Below are 14,438 nucleotides of genomic sequence, written 5' to 3'. Positions count from 1 at the left end.
CAGCCGCTGCAAGGGTCCTCGGCCTGCACCGCGGCGACCGCCACCAGGCTGCCGACCAGGCCGCTGTCGCCGGCCACCTGCTGGCGCCGCCTGGCCTTCAGCGCCATGCCGAGGATGGCCAGGATCAGCCCGGCGCTGACCAGCGCCAGGGTGACGATCAGCGCCAGCGGGATGCCGAATCCCGGCACGTCGGTATCGATCAGGATCAGCGCGCCGAAGACGAAGGCCACCACGCCGCCGATGCCGAGCACGCCGAAGCTGGGCAGGAAGGCCTCGGCAGCGATGAAGGCGATGCCGAGCAGGATCAGCGCCACCCCGGCGTAGTTCACCGGCAGCAGCTGCAGGGCGTAGAGCGCGAGGATCAGGCTGATGCCGCCGAGCACGCCGCCAACGCCGCTGCCGGGGTTGGAGAACTCGAAGAACAGGCCGTAGACGCCGATCATCATCAAAATCAGCGCCACGCTGGGGTTGGTGATCACCGCCAGCAGGCGGGTGCGCCAGTCCGGCGCATGGCTGATCAGGGGCGCGCCGGCGGTGGCCAGGGTCTGGTCGACGCCGCCGGCCTGCAGGGTCTTGCCGTCGAGCTGGCGCAGCAGGTCGCCCAGGTCCGTGGCCAGGTAGTCGATCACCTTCTGCGCCAGCGCCTCCTCGGCGGCCAGGCTGACCGCCTCGCGCACCGCGCGCTCGGCCCATTCGGCGTTGCGCCCGCGCATCGTCGCCAGGCCGCGGATATAGGCGGCGGCGTCGTTGACCTGCTTGGCGGTCATGGCATCGCCGGGGCTCTTGTCCGCCTCGCCGTCCTTGCCCTTGCCCTCGTCTTTGCCCTCGCCCGGCGGTTTGCTCGGCGTGCCGGGCATGCCGATGGCCACCGGGGTGGCCGCGCCGAGATTGGTGCCCGGCGCCATGGCGGCGACGTGGCTGGCGTAGAGGATATAGGTACCGGCGCTGGCTGCCCGCGCGCCGCCGGGGGCGACGTAGCTGGCCACCGGAATCGGGCTGGCGAGGATCGCCTTGATGATCGCGCGCATGGAGGTGTCCAGGCCGCCGGGGGTGTCGATCTGGATCAGCACCAGCTGCGCGCCCTCGTCCACCGCCTTGGCCAGACCGCGCACCAGGTAGTCGGCGCTGGCCGGGCCGATCACCCCGTCCACCTGCAGTTGCACCACCGCACCCGGCGCCGCACTCGCTCCCAGCGAGCCGCCGAGAATCAGGGCGCCCAGGCACAGACGCAGCCACGCAGCAAACACCTTCGCCTCCCGGGAGTCGCGCGGATGCCGGTCAGCTGGCGGCGCTCCCTCACTGAGCATAGTCCATGGCCTCGGCGCCCCCGACGCGTCGCGGATGGATACCCAGCGACCGGCCAGTTCCGGTAGGCTGCTCGCATCTTTCCCGACCAGGCCGCCCATGCCCCGTCCCCGCCTTCGCCAATCGCTGCGCCGCCTGTGGGCGCTGGACAAGTTCAGCGCCAGCCTGCGGGTATTTATCGCCCTGGCCGGAGCCCTGGCGCTGTGCTGGTGGCAGGGCTGGATGCACGCCCTGATCCCGCTGTTTCTCGGCATCATCGCCAGCGCCCTGACCGAGACCGACGACAGCTGGCAGGGCCGCCTGGGCACCGTGCTGGTCACCCTGGCCTGCTTCAGCGCCGCGGCCTACGCGGTCGAGTGGCTGTTCCCCTACCCCTGGCTGTTCGTCGTCGCCCTGGCGCTGTCGGCCTTCTGCCTGACCATGCTCGGCGCCCTCGGCGAACGCTTCGCCACCCTCGGCTCGGGCACCCTGATCCTCGCCGTGTACAGCATGATCGGCGTCGAGCAGCGCGGCGGCGTCGCCGGCCTGTGGCTGGAGCCGCTGCTGCTGGTGGCCGGCGCCGCCTGGTACGGCCTGCTGTCGGTGATCTGGCACGCGCTGTTCGCCCAGCAGCCGCTGCAGCACAGCCTGGCCCGACTGTTCCGCGAGCTGGGCCGCTACCTCAAGCTCAAGGCCGCGCTGTTCGAGCCGCTGCGCCAGCTCGACGTCGAGGCGCGGCGCCTGGAGCTGGCCAAGCAGAACGGCCGGGTGGTGTCGGCGCTCAACGCGGCCAAGGAGATCATCCTCCACCGGGTCGGCGACGGCCGTCCGGGGCCCAAGGTCAGCCGCTACCTCAAGCTGTATTTCCTCGCCCAGGACATTCACGAGCGCGCCAGTTCCTCGCACTACCCCTACAACGAGCTGGCCGAGGCCTTCTTCCACAGCGACGTGCTGTTTCGCTGCCAGCGCCTGCTGCGCCTGCACGGCGAGGCCTGCCAGCGCCTGGGCAGCGCCATCGAGCTGCGCCAGCCGTTCGAGTACCGCGAGCTGTGCAGCCAGGCGCTGGAGGACCTGCACGCCTCGCTCGATCACCTGCACCTGCAGAGCAATCCGGCCTGGCGCCGCCTGCTGCGCTCGCTCGGCGCCCTGGCCGGCAACCTGGCCAGCCTCGACCAGCTGCTGAGCAACGCCAGCAACCCCGACGCCCTGGCCGAGGAACAGGACAGCAGCCTGCTCGACCGCGAACCGCACTCCTTGAGGGAGGTGGCCGAACGTATCGGCCAGCAGCTGACGCCCACCTCGCTGCTGTTTCGTCACGCCCTGCGCCTGTCCGTCGCCCTGGCCGCCGGCTATGGCCTGCTGCACCTGATCCACCCGACCCAGGGCTACTGGATCCTGCTCACCACCCTGTTCGTCTGCCAGCCGAACTACGGCGCCACCCGCCTCAAGCTGGTGCAGCGCATCGCCGGCACCCTGCTCGGCCTGGGGCTCGGCTGGGCGCTGATCGACCTGTTCCCCGACCCGCGTATCCAGGCGCTGTTCGCCGTGGTCGCCGGGGTGGCCTTCTTCGCCACCCGCAGCACGCGCTACACCCTGGCCACCGCGGCGATCACATTGCTGGTGCTGTTCTGCTTCAACCAGATCGGCGACGGCTACGGCCTGTTCCTGCCGCGCCTGATCGACACCCTGCTCGGCGGCCTGATCGCCGGTCTGGCGGTGTTCCTGATCCTGCCGGACTGGCAGGGCCGGCGCCTGGGGCGCATGCTCGCCGGCACCCTGAGCTGCAACAGCGCCTACCTGCGCCAGATCATCGCCCAGTACGCCCACGGCAAGCGCGACGACCTCGGCTACCGCCTGGCCCGGCGCAACGCGCACAACGCCGACGCGGCGCTGTCCACCACCCTCGGCAACATGCTGATGGAGCCGGGGCACTTTCGCAAAGACGCGGACCTGGGCTTTCGCTTCCTGGTGCTCTCGCACACCCTGCTCAGCTACCTCTCCGCACTCGGCGCGCACCGCGGCGAACAGCTGCCGCAGGCGGCCCAGGCGCGCCTGCTGGAGCAGGCCGAGGCCATCGCGCAAAGCCTCGACGAGATCGCCGCCGGCCTGCGCGGCGAACGCCCGCTGGCGATCCACAGCGACGCCGAACAGGCGCTGGCGCAGGAACTGGAGCAGATCGCCGAGGACGCCGACGAACGCCAGCGCCTGGTGCAGACCCAGCTGGCGTTGATCTGCCGCCAGCTGGCGCCGCTGCGCACCTTGGGCGCCCATCTGCGCCAGGACAAGGGTTAGCCGGACATGGACAAGAACCTCCTGCAAGAACAGGTGCTGGCGCAGCTGCAGGCCGACCTGCAACAGGCGCAGCGCGCCGCGCAGACCGCCCACGAGGCGGCCACCCACGAAGAGAACGTGGCCGAGAACAAGTACGACACCCTCGGCCTGGAGGCCGCCTACCTGGCCAGCGGCCAGGCGCGCCGGGTGGAAGAGCTGCGCCAGACCCTGATCACCTGGCGCCAGCTGCGCCCGCGGCCGTTCGACGCGGCGCAGGGCATCGCCCTCGGCGCGCTGGTGCTGCTGGTCGACGCGCAGGAGCGCGAACGCTGGCTGTTTCTCGGCCCGCAGGGGGCGAGCATGAAGCTGCAGCAGCAGGGCCTGGAGATCCAGGTGCTGGGCAGCGCCGCGCCGCTGGGTCGCGCCCTGCTCGGCAAGGGCCCGGGCGACGAGGTGCGTCTGGCGGCAGCCGGCGGCGTGCAGTCGTTCGAGGTACTGGCGGTCGAGTGAGCGGGGGCTATCTGGGCTAGGGTTGCTAGACGAGCCGACACCCGCCAGAGGAAACCGCCATGGAAAACCCGATCCACGACCTGCCCGCGCTGTTCAAGCAACTCGGCCTGGCCAACGATGCGGCCAGCATCGAGACCTTTATCCGGACCCACGCGCCGCTGCCGGCCGAGCGCAAGCTGGCCGACGCCGCGTTCTGGAGCCCGGCACAGGCGGCCTTCCTGCGCGAGGAGATCCTCGAAGACGCCGATTGGGCCGAGGTGGTCGACCAGCTCAATGTGCTGCTGCGCGGCTGAAGCGGATTGCCAGGCCCCGTTGCCCCGGATGGCATCCGGGCTACGCCGAAGACGCGTCGCCGCGTAGGTTGGGCTGAGCAGCCCGCGACGAAGCCCAACGGCGGCGGCGGGTCGTCGGCCGCGGCGCGCGCCGGGCAGGGTGCTGCAGATCGTCGGGCGGCGTGCTGCGCACTCCCCGTTGGGCTTCGCTGCGCTCAGCGCCAACCTACGCGCCCGAACCGCTCATCTCGCGCCAGGTCAGGTACAGGCGCAGGTCGAACTCGATCTGCGCGTAGCCCGGCAGCATGTAGTCGCACAGCTTGTAGAAGGCCTTGTTGTGCTCGGCCTCCTTCAGGTGCGCCAGCTCGTGCACCACGATCATCTGCAAAAACAGCGGCGCGGCGTCGCGAAACAGCGCAGCGACACGGATCTCCTTCTTCGCCTTGAGCCGGCCGCCCTGCACCCGCGAAATCGCCGTGTGCAGGCCCAGGGCGCGGTGGGTCAGGTCGAGGCGGTTGTCGTAGAGCACCTTGTCGATGGCCGGGGCGTTCTTCAGGTGCTCCTGCTTGAGCTCCATGACGTAGCCGTACAGCGCCTTGTCGCTCTGCACCTGGTGACGGCCGGGGTAGCGCTGGGCCAGGTAGTCGCCCAGACGGTCGTCGGCGATCAGCTGGCGCACCTGCTGCTGGACGGCGGCGGGGTAGCCCTGGAGGTATTTCAACGGCGAGGTCCTGCGCGGCAAAGGGTCGTCAGTGTAACCCGCCTCACTCGCTCGGCAGCACCCGCAGCAGCCGGCCGTCGGCATTGTCGGTGAGCAGGTAGAGCGCGCCGTCGGGGCCGACGCGCACGTCGCGGATGCGCTCGCCGAGCTCCTCGAACAGGCTCTCCTCGCCGGCCAGCATGCCGTCGTGCAGGCGGATGCGGCGCACGCTGCGCTCGACCAGGGTGGCGGCGAACAGGTCGCCCTGCCACTCCGGGAACAGCGCGCCGCGGTACTGGGTCAGGCTCGACGGCGCCACCGAGGGCGTCCAGTGCAGCAGCGGTGGGGTCAGCCCCGGCAGCTCGGTGTAGGGGCTGATGCGCGCGCCGGTGTAGTCGATGCCGAAGGTCGCCAGCGGCCAGCCGTAGTTGCGCCCGGGCTCGATCAGGTTGAGCTCGTCGCCGCCGCGCGGGCCGTGTTCGTGGCTGTACAGGCGGCCGCTCTCGGCATCGAAGACGATGCCCTGCACGTTGCGGTGGCCGAGGCTGTAGATCTCCGCCGCGGCGCCGGCCTGCCCCACCAGCGGGTTGTCCTGCGGCACGCTGCCGTCGCGGTTCAGGCGCACGATCTTGCCCAGGTGGTTGGCCGGGTTCTGCGCCTGTTCGCGCCAGTCGAAACCGTCGCCCAGGGTCAGCACCAGGCTCTGGTCGGCGAGAAAGGCGATGCGCCCGCCGTAGTGGGCGGCGCCGGCCTTGAGCGGTGCGGCGGTGAACAGCACCTCGAAGTCGTGCAGCTCGTCGTCCACCAGGCGGGCTCGGGCCAGGCGGGTGTTGTTGGCCTCCAGCGAGCCGTGCGCGTAGCTCAGGTAGAGCCAACGGTTATCGGCGTAGTCCGGGTCGAGCGCCACCTCCATCAGCCCGGCCTGGGCGGCGACGAAGATCTCCGGCAGCCCCGCCACCGGCTGCGGATCAAGGCTGCCGTCGGCCTCGACGATACGCAGGCGGCCGACCCGCTCGGTCACCAGCAGGCGCCCGTCCGGCAGGAAGGCCAGCGACCAGGGATGCTCTAGGCCTTCGCCGAAGGTCTCGATGCGGTAGTCCTGAGCCAGCGCCGGGGCGCCGACGAGCAGGGCGCCGAGCAGCAGCGCGCGAAGGGGTCTCAACATGGGCTGGGCCTTGTCACGGGGAATCGGATGGGGTCGGTTGCGTGCGGTAGCGCACGCGCCGACCGAGCAGGCCGAACAGCAGTGCACCGGCGCTGCCGCAGGCCATCAAGCCGAGGGTGCCGAGCGGGTCGCGGTCGGCGGCGATCAGCGTCGGCATCGGCGCCAGGGCATTGGCCAGGGCCAGCGCCAGCCAGATCGCCGCGGCGCCGGCACCGACGAAGATCGCCCAGCGCAGCCGCGGCAGGCGCCGCGCGCTCCACTGCGCCAGCGGCAGGGCGAAGGCAAAGCCCAGGGCGGCGAGCAGGGCGAAGGTCGGGGCGAAGCCGAACAGGTCGAGGCAGGTGGTGCCCAGGCGCACGTCCAATGGCATCGGCGCACCGAGCGCCTGCAGGGCGGCGAGGTTGGACTGGGTCTGGAAGATCGAAGCGAGCAGCGAGGCCAGTGCCACGGCGACAACGAAGGCGAACAACAGGCGCGGCGTGCTGGACATGGGCAGGGGGGTTCCCGGAACTACAGTGCAGGAATTATGGCGCAGCCCGCCGGCCGCCACGGCGCCGGTGTTTTACAGGGTTTTACCTGCGCCGCCCATGCGCCGAGGCATCTCGTCGCGCGTGGAGGTCTGGAGCCGAGGCCGGCTCATGTCGATCATATATTGACGCCAATAATACGACGAGCGGCTCTCAGCTATTTGCCGCGACTGCCGTTACAAAGCGTGCCGCCAGAGCATTCCGCCCTGCGGCACGGGCAGCCCTGCCCTCCTTCTAGTTCGCGTGTGTCACCCGCTGGAACGCCAAGTAAGCCGTTACTGACTCCTGGATGAGATGTGCCCTCGACTGAAGTTTCTGTTTTTTCAGGAGCATCGAGCATGATCGAACTCGCCATGTGGAATCTCAGCGTTCCAGTCGGCGTTCCCGCCACCACCATCGAAACCCCGGTGCTGGCCGGCGGCTATCAGGATCACTATTTCCAATCCAGGGACGGCGCCATCTTCTTCTGGGCCCCGGTCAACGGCACCACGACCGAGAGCGCGAGCTACCCGCGCAGCGAGCTGCGCGAAACCCATGCCGACGGTCGCCTGCGCAACTGGACCTATCCGGAGGCCGACAATTTCCTGCACGCCGGGCTGCGCGTCAGCCAGGTGCCGTCCACCGGCAAGATCGTCATCGGCCAGATCCACGCCTACAAGAGCTCGATGCCGCTGCTCAAGCTGGAGTACCAGTACAAGGCCTACGCCGCCAGCGGCAATATCGTCGCCAAGGTGCGCCTGGCGCCCGAGTCGGCGATCCAGACCGTGACCCTGGCCAGCGGCATCGCCCTGAACCAGCGCTTCACCTATGTCGTGCACCTGACGCCCAAGGGCACGCTGGGCATCAACGTCAACGGGGTCAAATGGAGTACCCGCCTCGACTCGAGCTGGGCGCCCAAGCCGCTGTACTTCAAGGCCGGGGTCTACACCCAGGACAACACCGGCTACGAAACCGAAGCCGGCGCGGCGCGCTTCGACAAGCTTGGCATCGAGCACCGCCCGCTGCTCGGCGCCGTGCAATAAGGCTCGCCGGGGGCAGCAGGCGATAAAAAACGCCGCGACTCCGTGAGGAGCCGCGGCGTTTGCTTGGGCGAGCCGCGCAGGCGGTCGCGACGGCGTCAGTTGACCTTGGCGGCCAGCTCGCCACTGGCGTAACGCTGGTACATGCCTTCCAGGGAGATCGGCTTGATCTTGGAGGCGTTGCCGGCGGTGCCGAAGGCTTCGTAGCGGGCGATGCAGATGTCGCGCATGGCGACGATGGTCTTGGCGAAGAACTTGCGCGGGTCGAACTCGCTCGGGTGCTCGGCCATCATGCGGCGAATGGCACCGGTGGAAGCCAGGCGCAGGTCGGTGTCGATGTTGACCTTGCGCACGCCGTGCTTGATGCCTTCGACGATTTCCTCGACCGGCACGCCGTAGGTTTCCTTGATGTCGCCGCCGAACTCGTTGATCACCTTCAGCCACTCCTGCGGTACCGAGGAGGAGCCGTGCATCACCAGGTGGGTATTGGGGATGCGCTTGTGGATTTCCTTGATGCGCTCGATCGACAGCACGTCGCCGGTCGGCGGCTTGGTGAACTTGTAGGCGCCGTGGCTGGTGCCGATGGCGATGGCCAGGGCATCGACCTGGGTGCGCTTGACGAAGTCGGCGGCCTCTTCCGGGTCGGTCAGCAGCTGGCTGTGATCGAGCACGCCTTCGGCGCCGACGCCGTCTTCCTCACCGGCCATGCCGGTTTCCAGGCTGCCCAGGCAGCCCAGCTCGCCTTCCACGGACACGCCGCAGGCGTGGGCGAAGGCCACGGTCTGCTGGGTCACGCGCACGTTGTAGTCGTAGTCGGCCGGGGTCTTGCCGTCTTCCTTCAGCGAGCCGTCCATCATCACCGAGGAAAAACCCAGCTGGATCGAGCGCTGGCACACGTCCGGGCTGGTGCCGTGGTCCTGGTGCATGCACACCGGGATATGCGGGAATTCTTCGATGGCGGCGAGGATCAGGTGACGCAGGAAGGGCGCACCGGCGTACTTGCGGGCACCAGCGGAGGCCTGGACGATGACCGGCGAATCGGTCTTGTCGGCGGCTTCCATGATGGCGCGCATCTGCTCGAGGTTGTTGACGTTGAAGGCCGGCACGCCGTAGCCGAATTCGGCGGCGTGGTCGAGCATCTGGCGCATGCTGATAAGTGCCATGGTGTTCCTGTCTCCCGGTTTGGAGGTCGTTAATCGTGCAAGCCTGCCGCAGGGGCCGGCGTTGTTCAAGTTTCGCGGGACAGGGGGTCGTCCCCGGCTCCGCCCCCGGCTCTGCCGGGGCTAGTCATTTCCATGCCCCGGATTGTATCCGGGCTATACCTCAGGGCGCCTTGCAGCCGCGGCCTATCAGGTCGTCGGTCGCGGTCCAGTAGACCAGGCCTTCCTCGCCCTTGGTGTGGAAGGACAGCCGCCCGTCGCTGTACAAGGCGCCCGAGGCCGCCGGTTCCTGAGTCAGGCGGTAGACGATATCGTCGCCGCCCAGGCGCAGGTCGATCTGATCGTAGCCGCCATCGGCGAAGCGCCACTGCAGCTCGGCCTGGCTGTCGCAGACCCAGCGGGTCCACTGATCCGGCGCCTGCGGCTGGCTGCTGCACCCCGCCAGTGCCACGGCCGCCAGCGCGGCAAGAATCCTCGTATCCATTTATCGCTCCCTGTCAGCAGCGCTGCTCCGGCACCGTGCCGGTAGGGTCGCCACTGCTTTGCCCTTCGATGCGCCGATCGTCCTGGGTGGTCGGCAGGTCGATCGGCGCCGGGCTGAACACCTCGCAGGCCTGCTCCCGTCCACCGGCACAGCCGGCCAGGAAAATCCCGATGATGCCCAACGCGGCTAGCTTGACCATGGCGTGACTCCTTGTGCGCTTGTTCCAGTTGTAACAGACCGCCCGATCACGCCAGGGTTTAATTCGGTTTACTCCGCGCGCTGCTCCAGCACTTCCACGGCCGGCAGCACCTTGCCCTCGACGAATTCGAGGAAGGCACCGCCGCCGGTGGAGATGTAGGAGATCTGCTCGGCCACGCCGTACTTGTCGATGGCCGCCAGGGTGTCGCCGCCGCCGGCGATGGAGAACGCCGGGCTCTCGGCGATGGCCAGGGCCAGGGCCTTGGTGCCGTTGCCGAACTGGTCGAACTCGAACACGCCGACCGGGCCGTTCCACAGGATGGTCTGCGAGGCCTTGAGCATCTCGGCGAACATCGCCGCGGTCTGCGGGCCGATGTCGAGGATCATGTCGTCCTCCGCCACGTCCTTGACCGCCTTGACGGTGGCGGAGGCCGATTCGGCGAATTCCTTGGCCACCACCACGTCCACCGGCAGCGGCACGCTGACCTTGGCGGCGATGGCGCGGGCGGTGTCGACCAGGTCGGCCTCGTACAGCGACTTGCCCACCGGCAGGCCGGCCGCGGCGAGGAAGGTGTTGGCGATGCCGCCGCCGACGATCAGCGAGTCGCAGATGTCGGCCAGGGAGTTGAGCACGTCGAGCTTGGTCGACACCTTGGAGCCGGCGACGATGGCCAGCATCGGCCGCGCCGGCTTGTCCAGGGCCTTGCCCAGGGCGTCCAGCTCGGCAGCCAGCAAGGGGCCAGCCGCAGCGACCTTGGCGAACTTGGCCACGCCGTGGGTCGAGCCCTGGGCGCGGTGGGCGGTGCCGAAGGCGTCCATCACGAACACGTCGCACAGCGCCGCGTACTGCTGCGCCAGCTCGTCGCTGTTCTTCTTCTCGCCCTTGTTGAAGCGCACGTTCTCCAGCAGCACCAGCTCGCCGGCCTTGACCTCGACACCGCCGAGGTAGTCCTTGACCAGCGGCACTTCGCGGCCGAGCGCCTGGCTCAGGTAGGCGGCGACCGGCGCCAGGCTGTCTTGCTCGCTGTACACGCCCTCTTCCGGCCGGCCCAGGTGCGAGCAGACCAGCACCGCCGCGCCCTTTTCCAGCGCCAGCTTGATGGTCGGCAGGGCGGCGAGGATGCGCGCATCGCTCTTGACCACGCCGTCCTTCACCGGGACGTTGAGGTCTTCGCGGATCAGCACGCGCTTACCGGCGAGGTCGAGGTCGGTCATCTTCAGAACGGTCATGGCATCAGTCCTTCACGGGGGCTGGTTGTACGGAGGAAGTGGATACAGCGAGAAAATGTTCGGCGACATCGAGCATGCGGTTGGCGAAGCCCCACTCGTTGTCGAACCAGGCCAGCAGGTTGACCAGGCGCGGGCCGGACACGCGGGTCTGGCTGCCGTCGACTATGGCCGAGTGCGGGTCGTGGTTGAAATCGCAGCTGGCGTGCGGCAGCTCGGTGTAGGCCAGCAGCCCCTTGAGCGGGCCACTTTCCGCCGCCTGACGCAGCACCCGGTTGATCTCTTCAGCGGACGTATCACGCGCGGTCTGCAGGGTGATGTCCAGGCAGGAGACGTTGACCGTCGGCACGCGGATGGCCTTGGCCTGGATGCGTCCGCTCAGCTCCGGCAGCAGACGCTCGATGCCCCGCGCCAGCCCGGTGGACACCGGGATCACCGACTGGAAGGCCGAGCGCGTGCGGCGCAGGTCTTCGTGGTGGTAGGCGTCGATCACCGGTTGGTCGTTCATCGCCGAGTGGATGGTGGTGATGGAGACGTACTCCAGCCCCACCGCCTCGTTCAACAACTTGAGCAGCGGCACGCCGCAGTTGGTGGTGCAGGAGGCGTTGGACACCAGTCGCTCGGCGCCCGTCAGGCAGGCCTGATTGACCCCGTAGACCACGGTGGCGTCGATATCGGCCTCGCCGGCCATGGGCTGGGAGAACAGCACCCGCGGCGCGCCGGCGTCGAGGAAGCGCTGGCCGTCGGCGCGGCTGTGGTAGGCGCCGGAGCACTCCAGCAGCAGGTCGATATCCAGCGCCGCCCAGTCGACGGCCTCGGGCTCGCTCTGGCGCAGCACCTTCACGCAGTCGCCGTTGATATGCAGGCAGTCGCCGTCGACCCTGACCTCGCCGGGAAAACGCCCGTGGGTGGAGTCGAAGCGGGTCAGGTATTCGATGCTGGCCTGATCGGCCAGGTCGTTCAGCGCGACTATCTCCAGGCCCGCCCCGGCGCCGCGCTCGTGCAAGGCGCGCAGCACGCAGCGGCCGATGCGGCCATAGCCATTGAGGGCGACGCGGTAGGGGCGATGGGACATGGCGATCTCGAATGGATGGCGACCGCAGGAGGGGTTGAGCCTGCGATACCCATCACGGCAGATCGATGGGTATCGCTTCGCTCACGCCATCCTACGCGTCCAGCAGTTCGTCGGCGGTGGCGAGGATGTTCTCGACGGTGAAGCCGAAGTGCTCGAACAGCGCCGGCGCCGGCGCCGACTCGCCGAAGCTGGTCATGCCGATGATGCGACCTTCCAGGCCGACGTACTTGTACCAGTAGTCGGCGTGCGAGGCCTCGATGGCGATGCGCGCGCCGACCTGCAGCGGCAGCACGGCCTGCTTGTAGGCGGCGTCCTGCTGGTCGAACACGCTGGTCGACGGCATCGACACCACGCGCACCTGGCGGCCCTGCTCCTGCAGCTTGGCCGCGGCCTGCATGGCCAGGCCAACCTCGGAGCCAGTGGCGATCAGGATCAGTTCCGGCTCGCCGCTGCAGTCTTTCAGCACGTAGCCACCACGGGCGATATCGCCCAGCTGCTGGGCATCGCGCGCCTGGTGCGGCAGGTTCTGGCGGCTGAAGATCAGCGCGGACGGGCCGTCATTACGCTCGATGGCGTGCTTCCAGGCCACCGCCGACTCCACCGCATCACACGGGCGCCAGGTGTCCAGATTCGGCGTGCCGCGCAGGCTGGCCAGCTGCTCGATCGGCTGGTGAGTCGGGCCGTCCTCGCCGAGGCCGATGGAGTCGTGGGTGAACACGTAGAGCACGCGCTGCTTCATCAGCGCCGACATGCGCACGGCGTTGCGCGCGTATTCCATGAAGATCAGGAAGGTCGCGCCGTAGGGCACGAAGCCGCCGTGCAGGGCGATGCCGTTCATGATCGCGCTCATGCCGAACTCGCGCACGCCGTAGAACAGGTAGTTGCCCGAAGCGTCCTCGGCGGTGACGCCCTTGCAGCCCTTCCACAGGGTCAGGTTGGAGCCGGCCAGGTCGGCCGAGCCGCCGAGAAATTCCGGCAGCAGCGGGCCGAAGGCGTTCAGCGCGTTCTGGCTGGCCTTGCGGCTGGCGATGGTCTCGCCCTTCTCGGCCACATCCTTGATATAGGCAGCGGCTTTGGCGGCGAAATCGGCCGGCAGCTCGCCAGCGATGCGGCGCTTGAACTCGGCAGCCAGCTCAGGATGGGCGGCGGCGTAGGCAGCGAACTTCTCGTTCCAGGCGGCCTCGGCGGCGGCGCCGGCTTCCTTGGCGTCCCACTCGGCATAGATCTCGGCCGGGATTTCGAAGGGGCCATGGTTCCAGCCCAGGGCGGCGCGGGTCAGGGCGATCTCGTCGTTGCCCAGCGGCGCGCCGTGGCACTCTTCCTTGCCCTGCTTGTTCGGCGAGCCGAAGCCGATGGTGGTCTTGCAGCAGATCAGGGTCGGCTGGTCCGCGCTCTTGCGCGCGGTGTCGATGGCCATCTTGATCTCTTCGGCGTCGTGGCCGTCGACGTTGCGGATCACCTGCCAGCCGTAGGCCTCGAAGCGCTTGGGCGTATCGTCGGTGAACCAGCCCTCGACCTCGCCGTCGATGGAGATGCCGTTGTCGTCGTAGAAGGCGATCAGCTTGCCCAGGCCCAGGGTGCCGGCCAGCGAGCAGACTTCATGGCTGATGCCTTCCATCATGCAGCCGTCGCCGAGGAAGGCGTAGGTGAAGTGGTCGACGATCTGGTGGCCGTCGCGGTTGAACTGCGCGCCCAGCACCTTCTCGGCGATGGCGAAGCCGACGGCGTTGGCGATGCCCTGGCCGAGCGGGCCGGTGGTGGTTTCCACGCCCGGGGTGTAGCCGTATTCCGGGTGGCCCGGGGTGCGGCTGTGCAGCTGGCGGAACTGCTTGAGGTCCTCGATGCCGAGGTCGTAGCCGGTCAGGTGCAGCAGCGAGTAGATCAGCATCGAACCATGGCCGTTGGACAGCACGAAGCGGTCGCGGTCGGCGAAATTCGGGTTGCTCGGGTTGTGCTTGAGGTAGTCGCGCCACAGCACTTCGGCGATGTCCGCCATGCCCATGGGGGCACCGGGGTGGCCGCTGTTGGCTTTCTGCACGGCATCCATGCTCAGGGCACGGATGGCATTGGCTCGCTCACGACGGCTGGGCATCGCTCAAATCTCCTACGGGGGGCTGCTTCTTGATGAAGGGGCGAAAAAGGCGGCCATTTTCGCCCAGCCGGCCCCCGCGGGGCAATGACAGATGGTCGCAGATCGCGCCGAATCAGCCCGCCTGCTCGCTCAACACGCTTACTGCCGGGCTGCCCGGCCCGGCCAGACAGGGCGCCTGGAACAGTTCGCCGTGCCAGACGCCGGCCAGGGTGCGGCTCAGTACCAGCGACCAGACCGCGCTCAGTTGCACCGTCAGCACCAGGCCGATCAGGGCGAAAAAGGCCAGGCCGGTCAGCGCCTGCAGCTCGAAGGTGGCCAGGGTGAACACCCCCAGCGGGAAGGTGAAGCCCCACCAGCCGAGGTTGAACGGCATGTTGTCGCGGATGTAGTGACGGGTGAACAGGCTGGCGATCACCAGCCACCAGAGCCCGGCGCCCCACAGCGCCAGGCCGCC

The 14,438-nt window shown here is 68.6% G+C and carries 14 protein-coding genes and 1 pseudogene; 4 read left to right on the top strand and 11 right to left on the bottom strand.

Annotated features, from left to right (window positions below):
* On the bottom strand, nucleotides 1-1,307 hold a 1,307-nt coding region (locus tag N878_RS24840; RefSeq protein WP_256218135.1), incomplete at its 3' end, for a nodulation protein NfeD.
* A 97-nt stretch (nucleotides 1,308-1,404) separates the two neighbouring features.
* Here N878_RS24840 and yccS point away from each other — a divergent pair.
* Genes yccS through N878_RS24825 form a run of 3 tightly spaced genes read left to right on the top strand, consistent with a single transcriptional unit; the run spans nucleotide 1,405 to nucleotide 4,358 of the window.
* Nucleotides 1,405-3,576: a YccS family putative transporter gene (gene yccS / locus N878_RS24835; protein WP_021446173.1), complete on the top strand. Its 2,172-nt coding sequence runs from the start codon at nucleotides 1,405-1,407 to the stop codon at nucleotides 3,574-3,576.
* 6 nt (nucleotides 3,577-3,582) lie between these two features.
* Nucleotides 3,583-4,065 (top strand): GreA/GreB family elongation factor, encoded by a 483-nt coding sequence (locus N878_RS24830; protein WP_021446172.1) that lies wholly within the window; start codon nucleotides 3,583-3,585, stop codon nucleotides 4,063-4,065.
* 59 nt (nucleotides 4,066-4,124) lie between these two features.
* Complete coding sequence (locus N878_RS24825) at nucleotides 4,125-4,358, top strand: DUF2789 domain-containing protein (protein ID WP_021446171.1); 234 nt, start codon at nucleotides 4,125-4,127, stop codon at nucleotides 4,356-4,358.
* Nucleotides 4,359-4,563: 205 nt separating this feature from the next.
* Here N878_RS24825 and N878_RS24820 read toward each other — a convergent pair whose 3' ends face one another.
* The 3 genes from N878_RS24820 to N878_RS24810 are packed head-to-tail and all read right to left on the bottom strand — an operon-like array spanning nucleotide 4,564 to nucleotide 6,692.
* Nucleotides 4,564-5,079: a YgjP-like metallopeptidase domain-containing protein gene (locus tag N878_RS24820; RefSeq protein ID WP_177342949.1), complete on the bottom strand. Its 516-nt coding sequence runs from the start codon at nucleotides 5,077-5,079 to the stop codon at nucleotides 4,564-4,566.
* A 22-nt stretch (nucleotides 5,080-5,101) separates the two neighbouring features.
* Entirely contained in the window at nucleotides 5,102-6,202 is a 1,101-nt protein-coding gene (locus N878_RS24815; RefSeq protein WP_021446169.1) for a PQQ-dependent sugar dehydrogenase, read from the bottom strand.
* Between the two features lie 13 nt (nucleotides 6,203-6,215).
* Nucleotides 6,216-6,692: a hypothetical protein gene (locus N878_RS24810; RefSeq protein WP_021446168.1), complete on the bottom strand. Its 477-nt coding sequence runs from the start codon at nucleotides 6,690-6,692 to the stop codon at nucleotides 6,216-6,218.
* A 375-nt stretch (nucleotides 6,693-7,067) separates the two neighbouring features.
* On the opposite strand from N878_RS24810, the gene N878_RS24805 reads away from it, so the two are divergent.
* Entirely contained in the window at nucleotides 7,068-7,751 is a 684-nt protein-coding gene (locus N878_RS24805) for a polysaccharide lyase family 7 protein (protein WP_021446167.1), read from the top strand.
* Between the two features lie 95 nt (nucleotides 7,752-7,846).
* Here N878_RS24805 and fba read toward each other — a convergent pair whose 3' ends face one another.
* The 7 genes and pseudogenes from fba to N878_RS24770 all read right to left on the bottom strand — a co-directional run.
* Nucleotides 7,847-8,911, bottom strand: coding sequence for a class II fructose-bisphosphate aldolase (gene fba, locus N878_RS24800; RefSeq protein WP_021446166.1), 1,065 nt, complete (start codon nucleotides 8,909-8,911; stop codon nucleotides 7,847-7,849).
* Nucleotides 8,912-9,071: 160 nt separating this feature from the next.
* Nucleotides 9,072-9,392, bottom strand: a complete 321-nt coding sequence (locus N878_RS24795) for an MliC family protein (RefSeq protein ID WP_021446165.1) — start codon at nucleotides 9,390-9,392, stop codon at nucleotides 9,072-9,074.
* A 13-nt stretch (nucleotides 9,393-9,405) separates the two neighbouring features.
* Nucleotides 9,406-9,591 carry a hypothetical protein gene (locus N878_RS24790; RefSeq protein ID WP_021446164.1) on the bottom strand — a complete coding sequence of 62 codons (186 nt, stop codon included), beginning with the start codon at nucleotides 9,589-9,591 and terminating at the stop codon, nucleotides 9,406-9,408.
* 68 nt (nucleotides 9,592-9,659) lie between these two features.
* Entirely contained in the window at nucleotides 9,660-10,820 is a 1,161-nt protein-coding gene (locus N878_RS24785) for a phosphoglycerate kinase (protein WP_021446163.1), read from the bottom strand.
* Between the two features lie 4 nt (nucleotides 10,821-10,824).
* A complete protein-coding gene (epd, locus tag N878_RS24780; protein WP_021446162.1) occupies nucleotides 10,825-11,892 on the bottom strand; it encodes an erythrose-4-phosphate dehydrogenase in 1,068 nt (355 codons plus the stop codon).
* Between the two features lie 91 nt (nucleotides 11,893-11,983).
* On the bottom strand, nucleotides 11,984-13,984 hold the full coding sequence (gene tkt, locus N878_RS24775) for a transketolase (protein WP_021446161.1): 2,001 nt from the start codon (nucleotides 13,982-13,984) through the stop codon (nucleotides 11,984-11,986).
* 112 nt (nucleotides 13,985-14,096) lie between these two features.
* Nucleotides 14,097-14,438, bottom strand: a pseudogene (locus N878_RS24770) (C4-dicarboxylate ABC transporter); the annotation flags it as partial.

The sequence above is a fragment of the Pseudomonas sp. EGD-AK9 genome (assembly GCF_000465935.2).
Taxonomy (GTDB): Bacteria; Pseudomonadota; Gammaproteobacteria; order Pseudomonadales; family Pseudomonadaceae; genus Aquipseudomonas.
This window is presented reverse-complemented; position numbering and strand designations above follow the sequence as displayed.

Coding starts and splice junctions, on each gene's coding strand:
- N878_RS24810 (WP_021446168.1), bottom strand. CDS start 6,692: ATGTCCAGCACGCCGCGCCTGTTGTTCGCCTTCGTTGTCGCCGTGGCA.
- N878_RS24795 (WP_021446165.1), bottom strand. CDS start 9,392: ATGGATACGAGGATTCTTGCCGCGCTGGCGGCCGTGGCACTGGCGGGG.
- N878_RS24830 (WP_021446172.1), top strand. CDS start 3,583: ATGGACAAGAACCTCCTGCAAGAACAGGTGCTGGCGCAGCTGCAGGCC.
- fba (WP_021446166.1), bottom strand. CDS start 8,911: ATGGCACTTATCAGCATGCGCCAGATGCTCGACCACGCCGCCGAATTC.
- yccS (WP_021446173.1), top strand. CDS start 1,405: ATGCCCCGTCCCCGCCTTCGCCAATCGCTGCGCCGCCTGTGGGCGCTG.
- N878_RS24790 (WP_021446164.1), bottom strand. CDS start 9,591: ATGGTCAAGCTAGCCGCGTTGGGCATCATCGGGATTTTCCTGGCCGGC.
- N878_RS24825 (WP_021446171.1), top strand. CDS start 4,125: ATGGAAAACCCGATCCACGACCTGCCCGCGCTGTTCAAGCAACTCGGC.
- tkt (WP_021446161.1), bottom strand. CDS start 13,984: ATGCCCAGCCGTCGTGAGCGAGCCAATGCCATCCGTGCCCTGAGCATG.
- N878_RS24785 (WP_021446163.1), bottom strand. CDS start 10,820: ATGACCGTTCTGAAGATGACCGACCTCGACCTCGCCGGTAAGCGCGTG.
- N878_RS24805 (WP_021446167.1), top strand. CDS start 7,068: ATGATCGAACTCGCCATGTGGAATCTCAGCGTTCCAGTCGGCGTTCCC.
- epd (WP_021446162.1), bottom strand. CDS start 11,892: ATGTCCCATCGCCCCTACCGCGTCGCCCTCAATGGCTATGGCCGCATC.
- N878_RS24815 (WP_021446169.1), bottom strand. CDS start 6,202: ATGTTGAGACCCCTTCGCGCGCTGCTGCTCGGCGCCCTGCTCGTCGGC.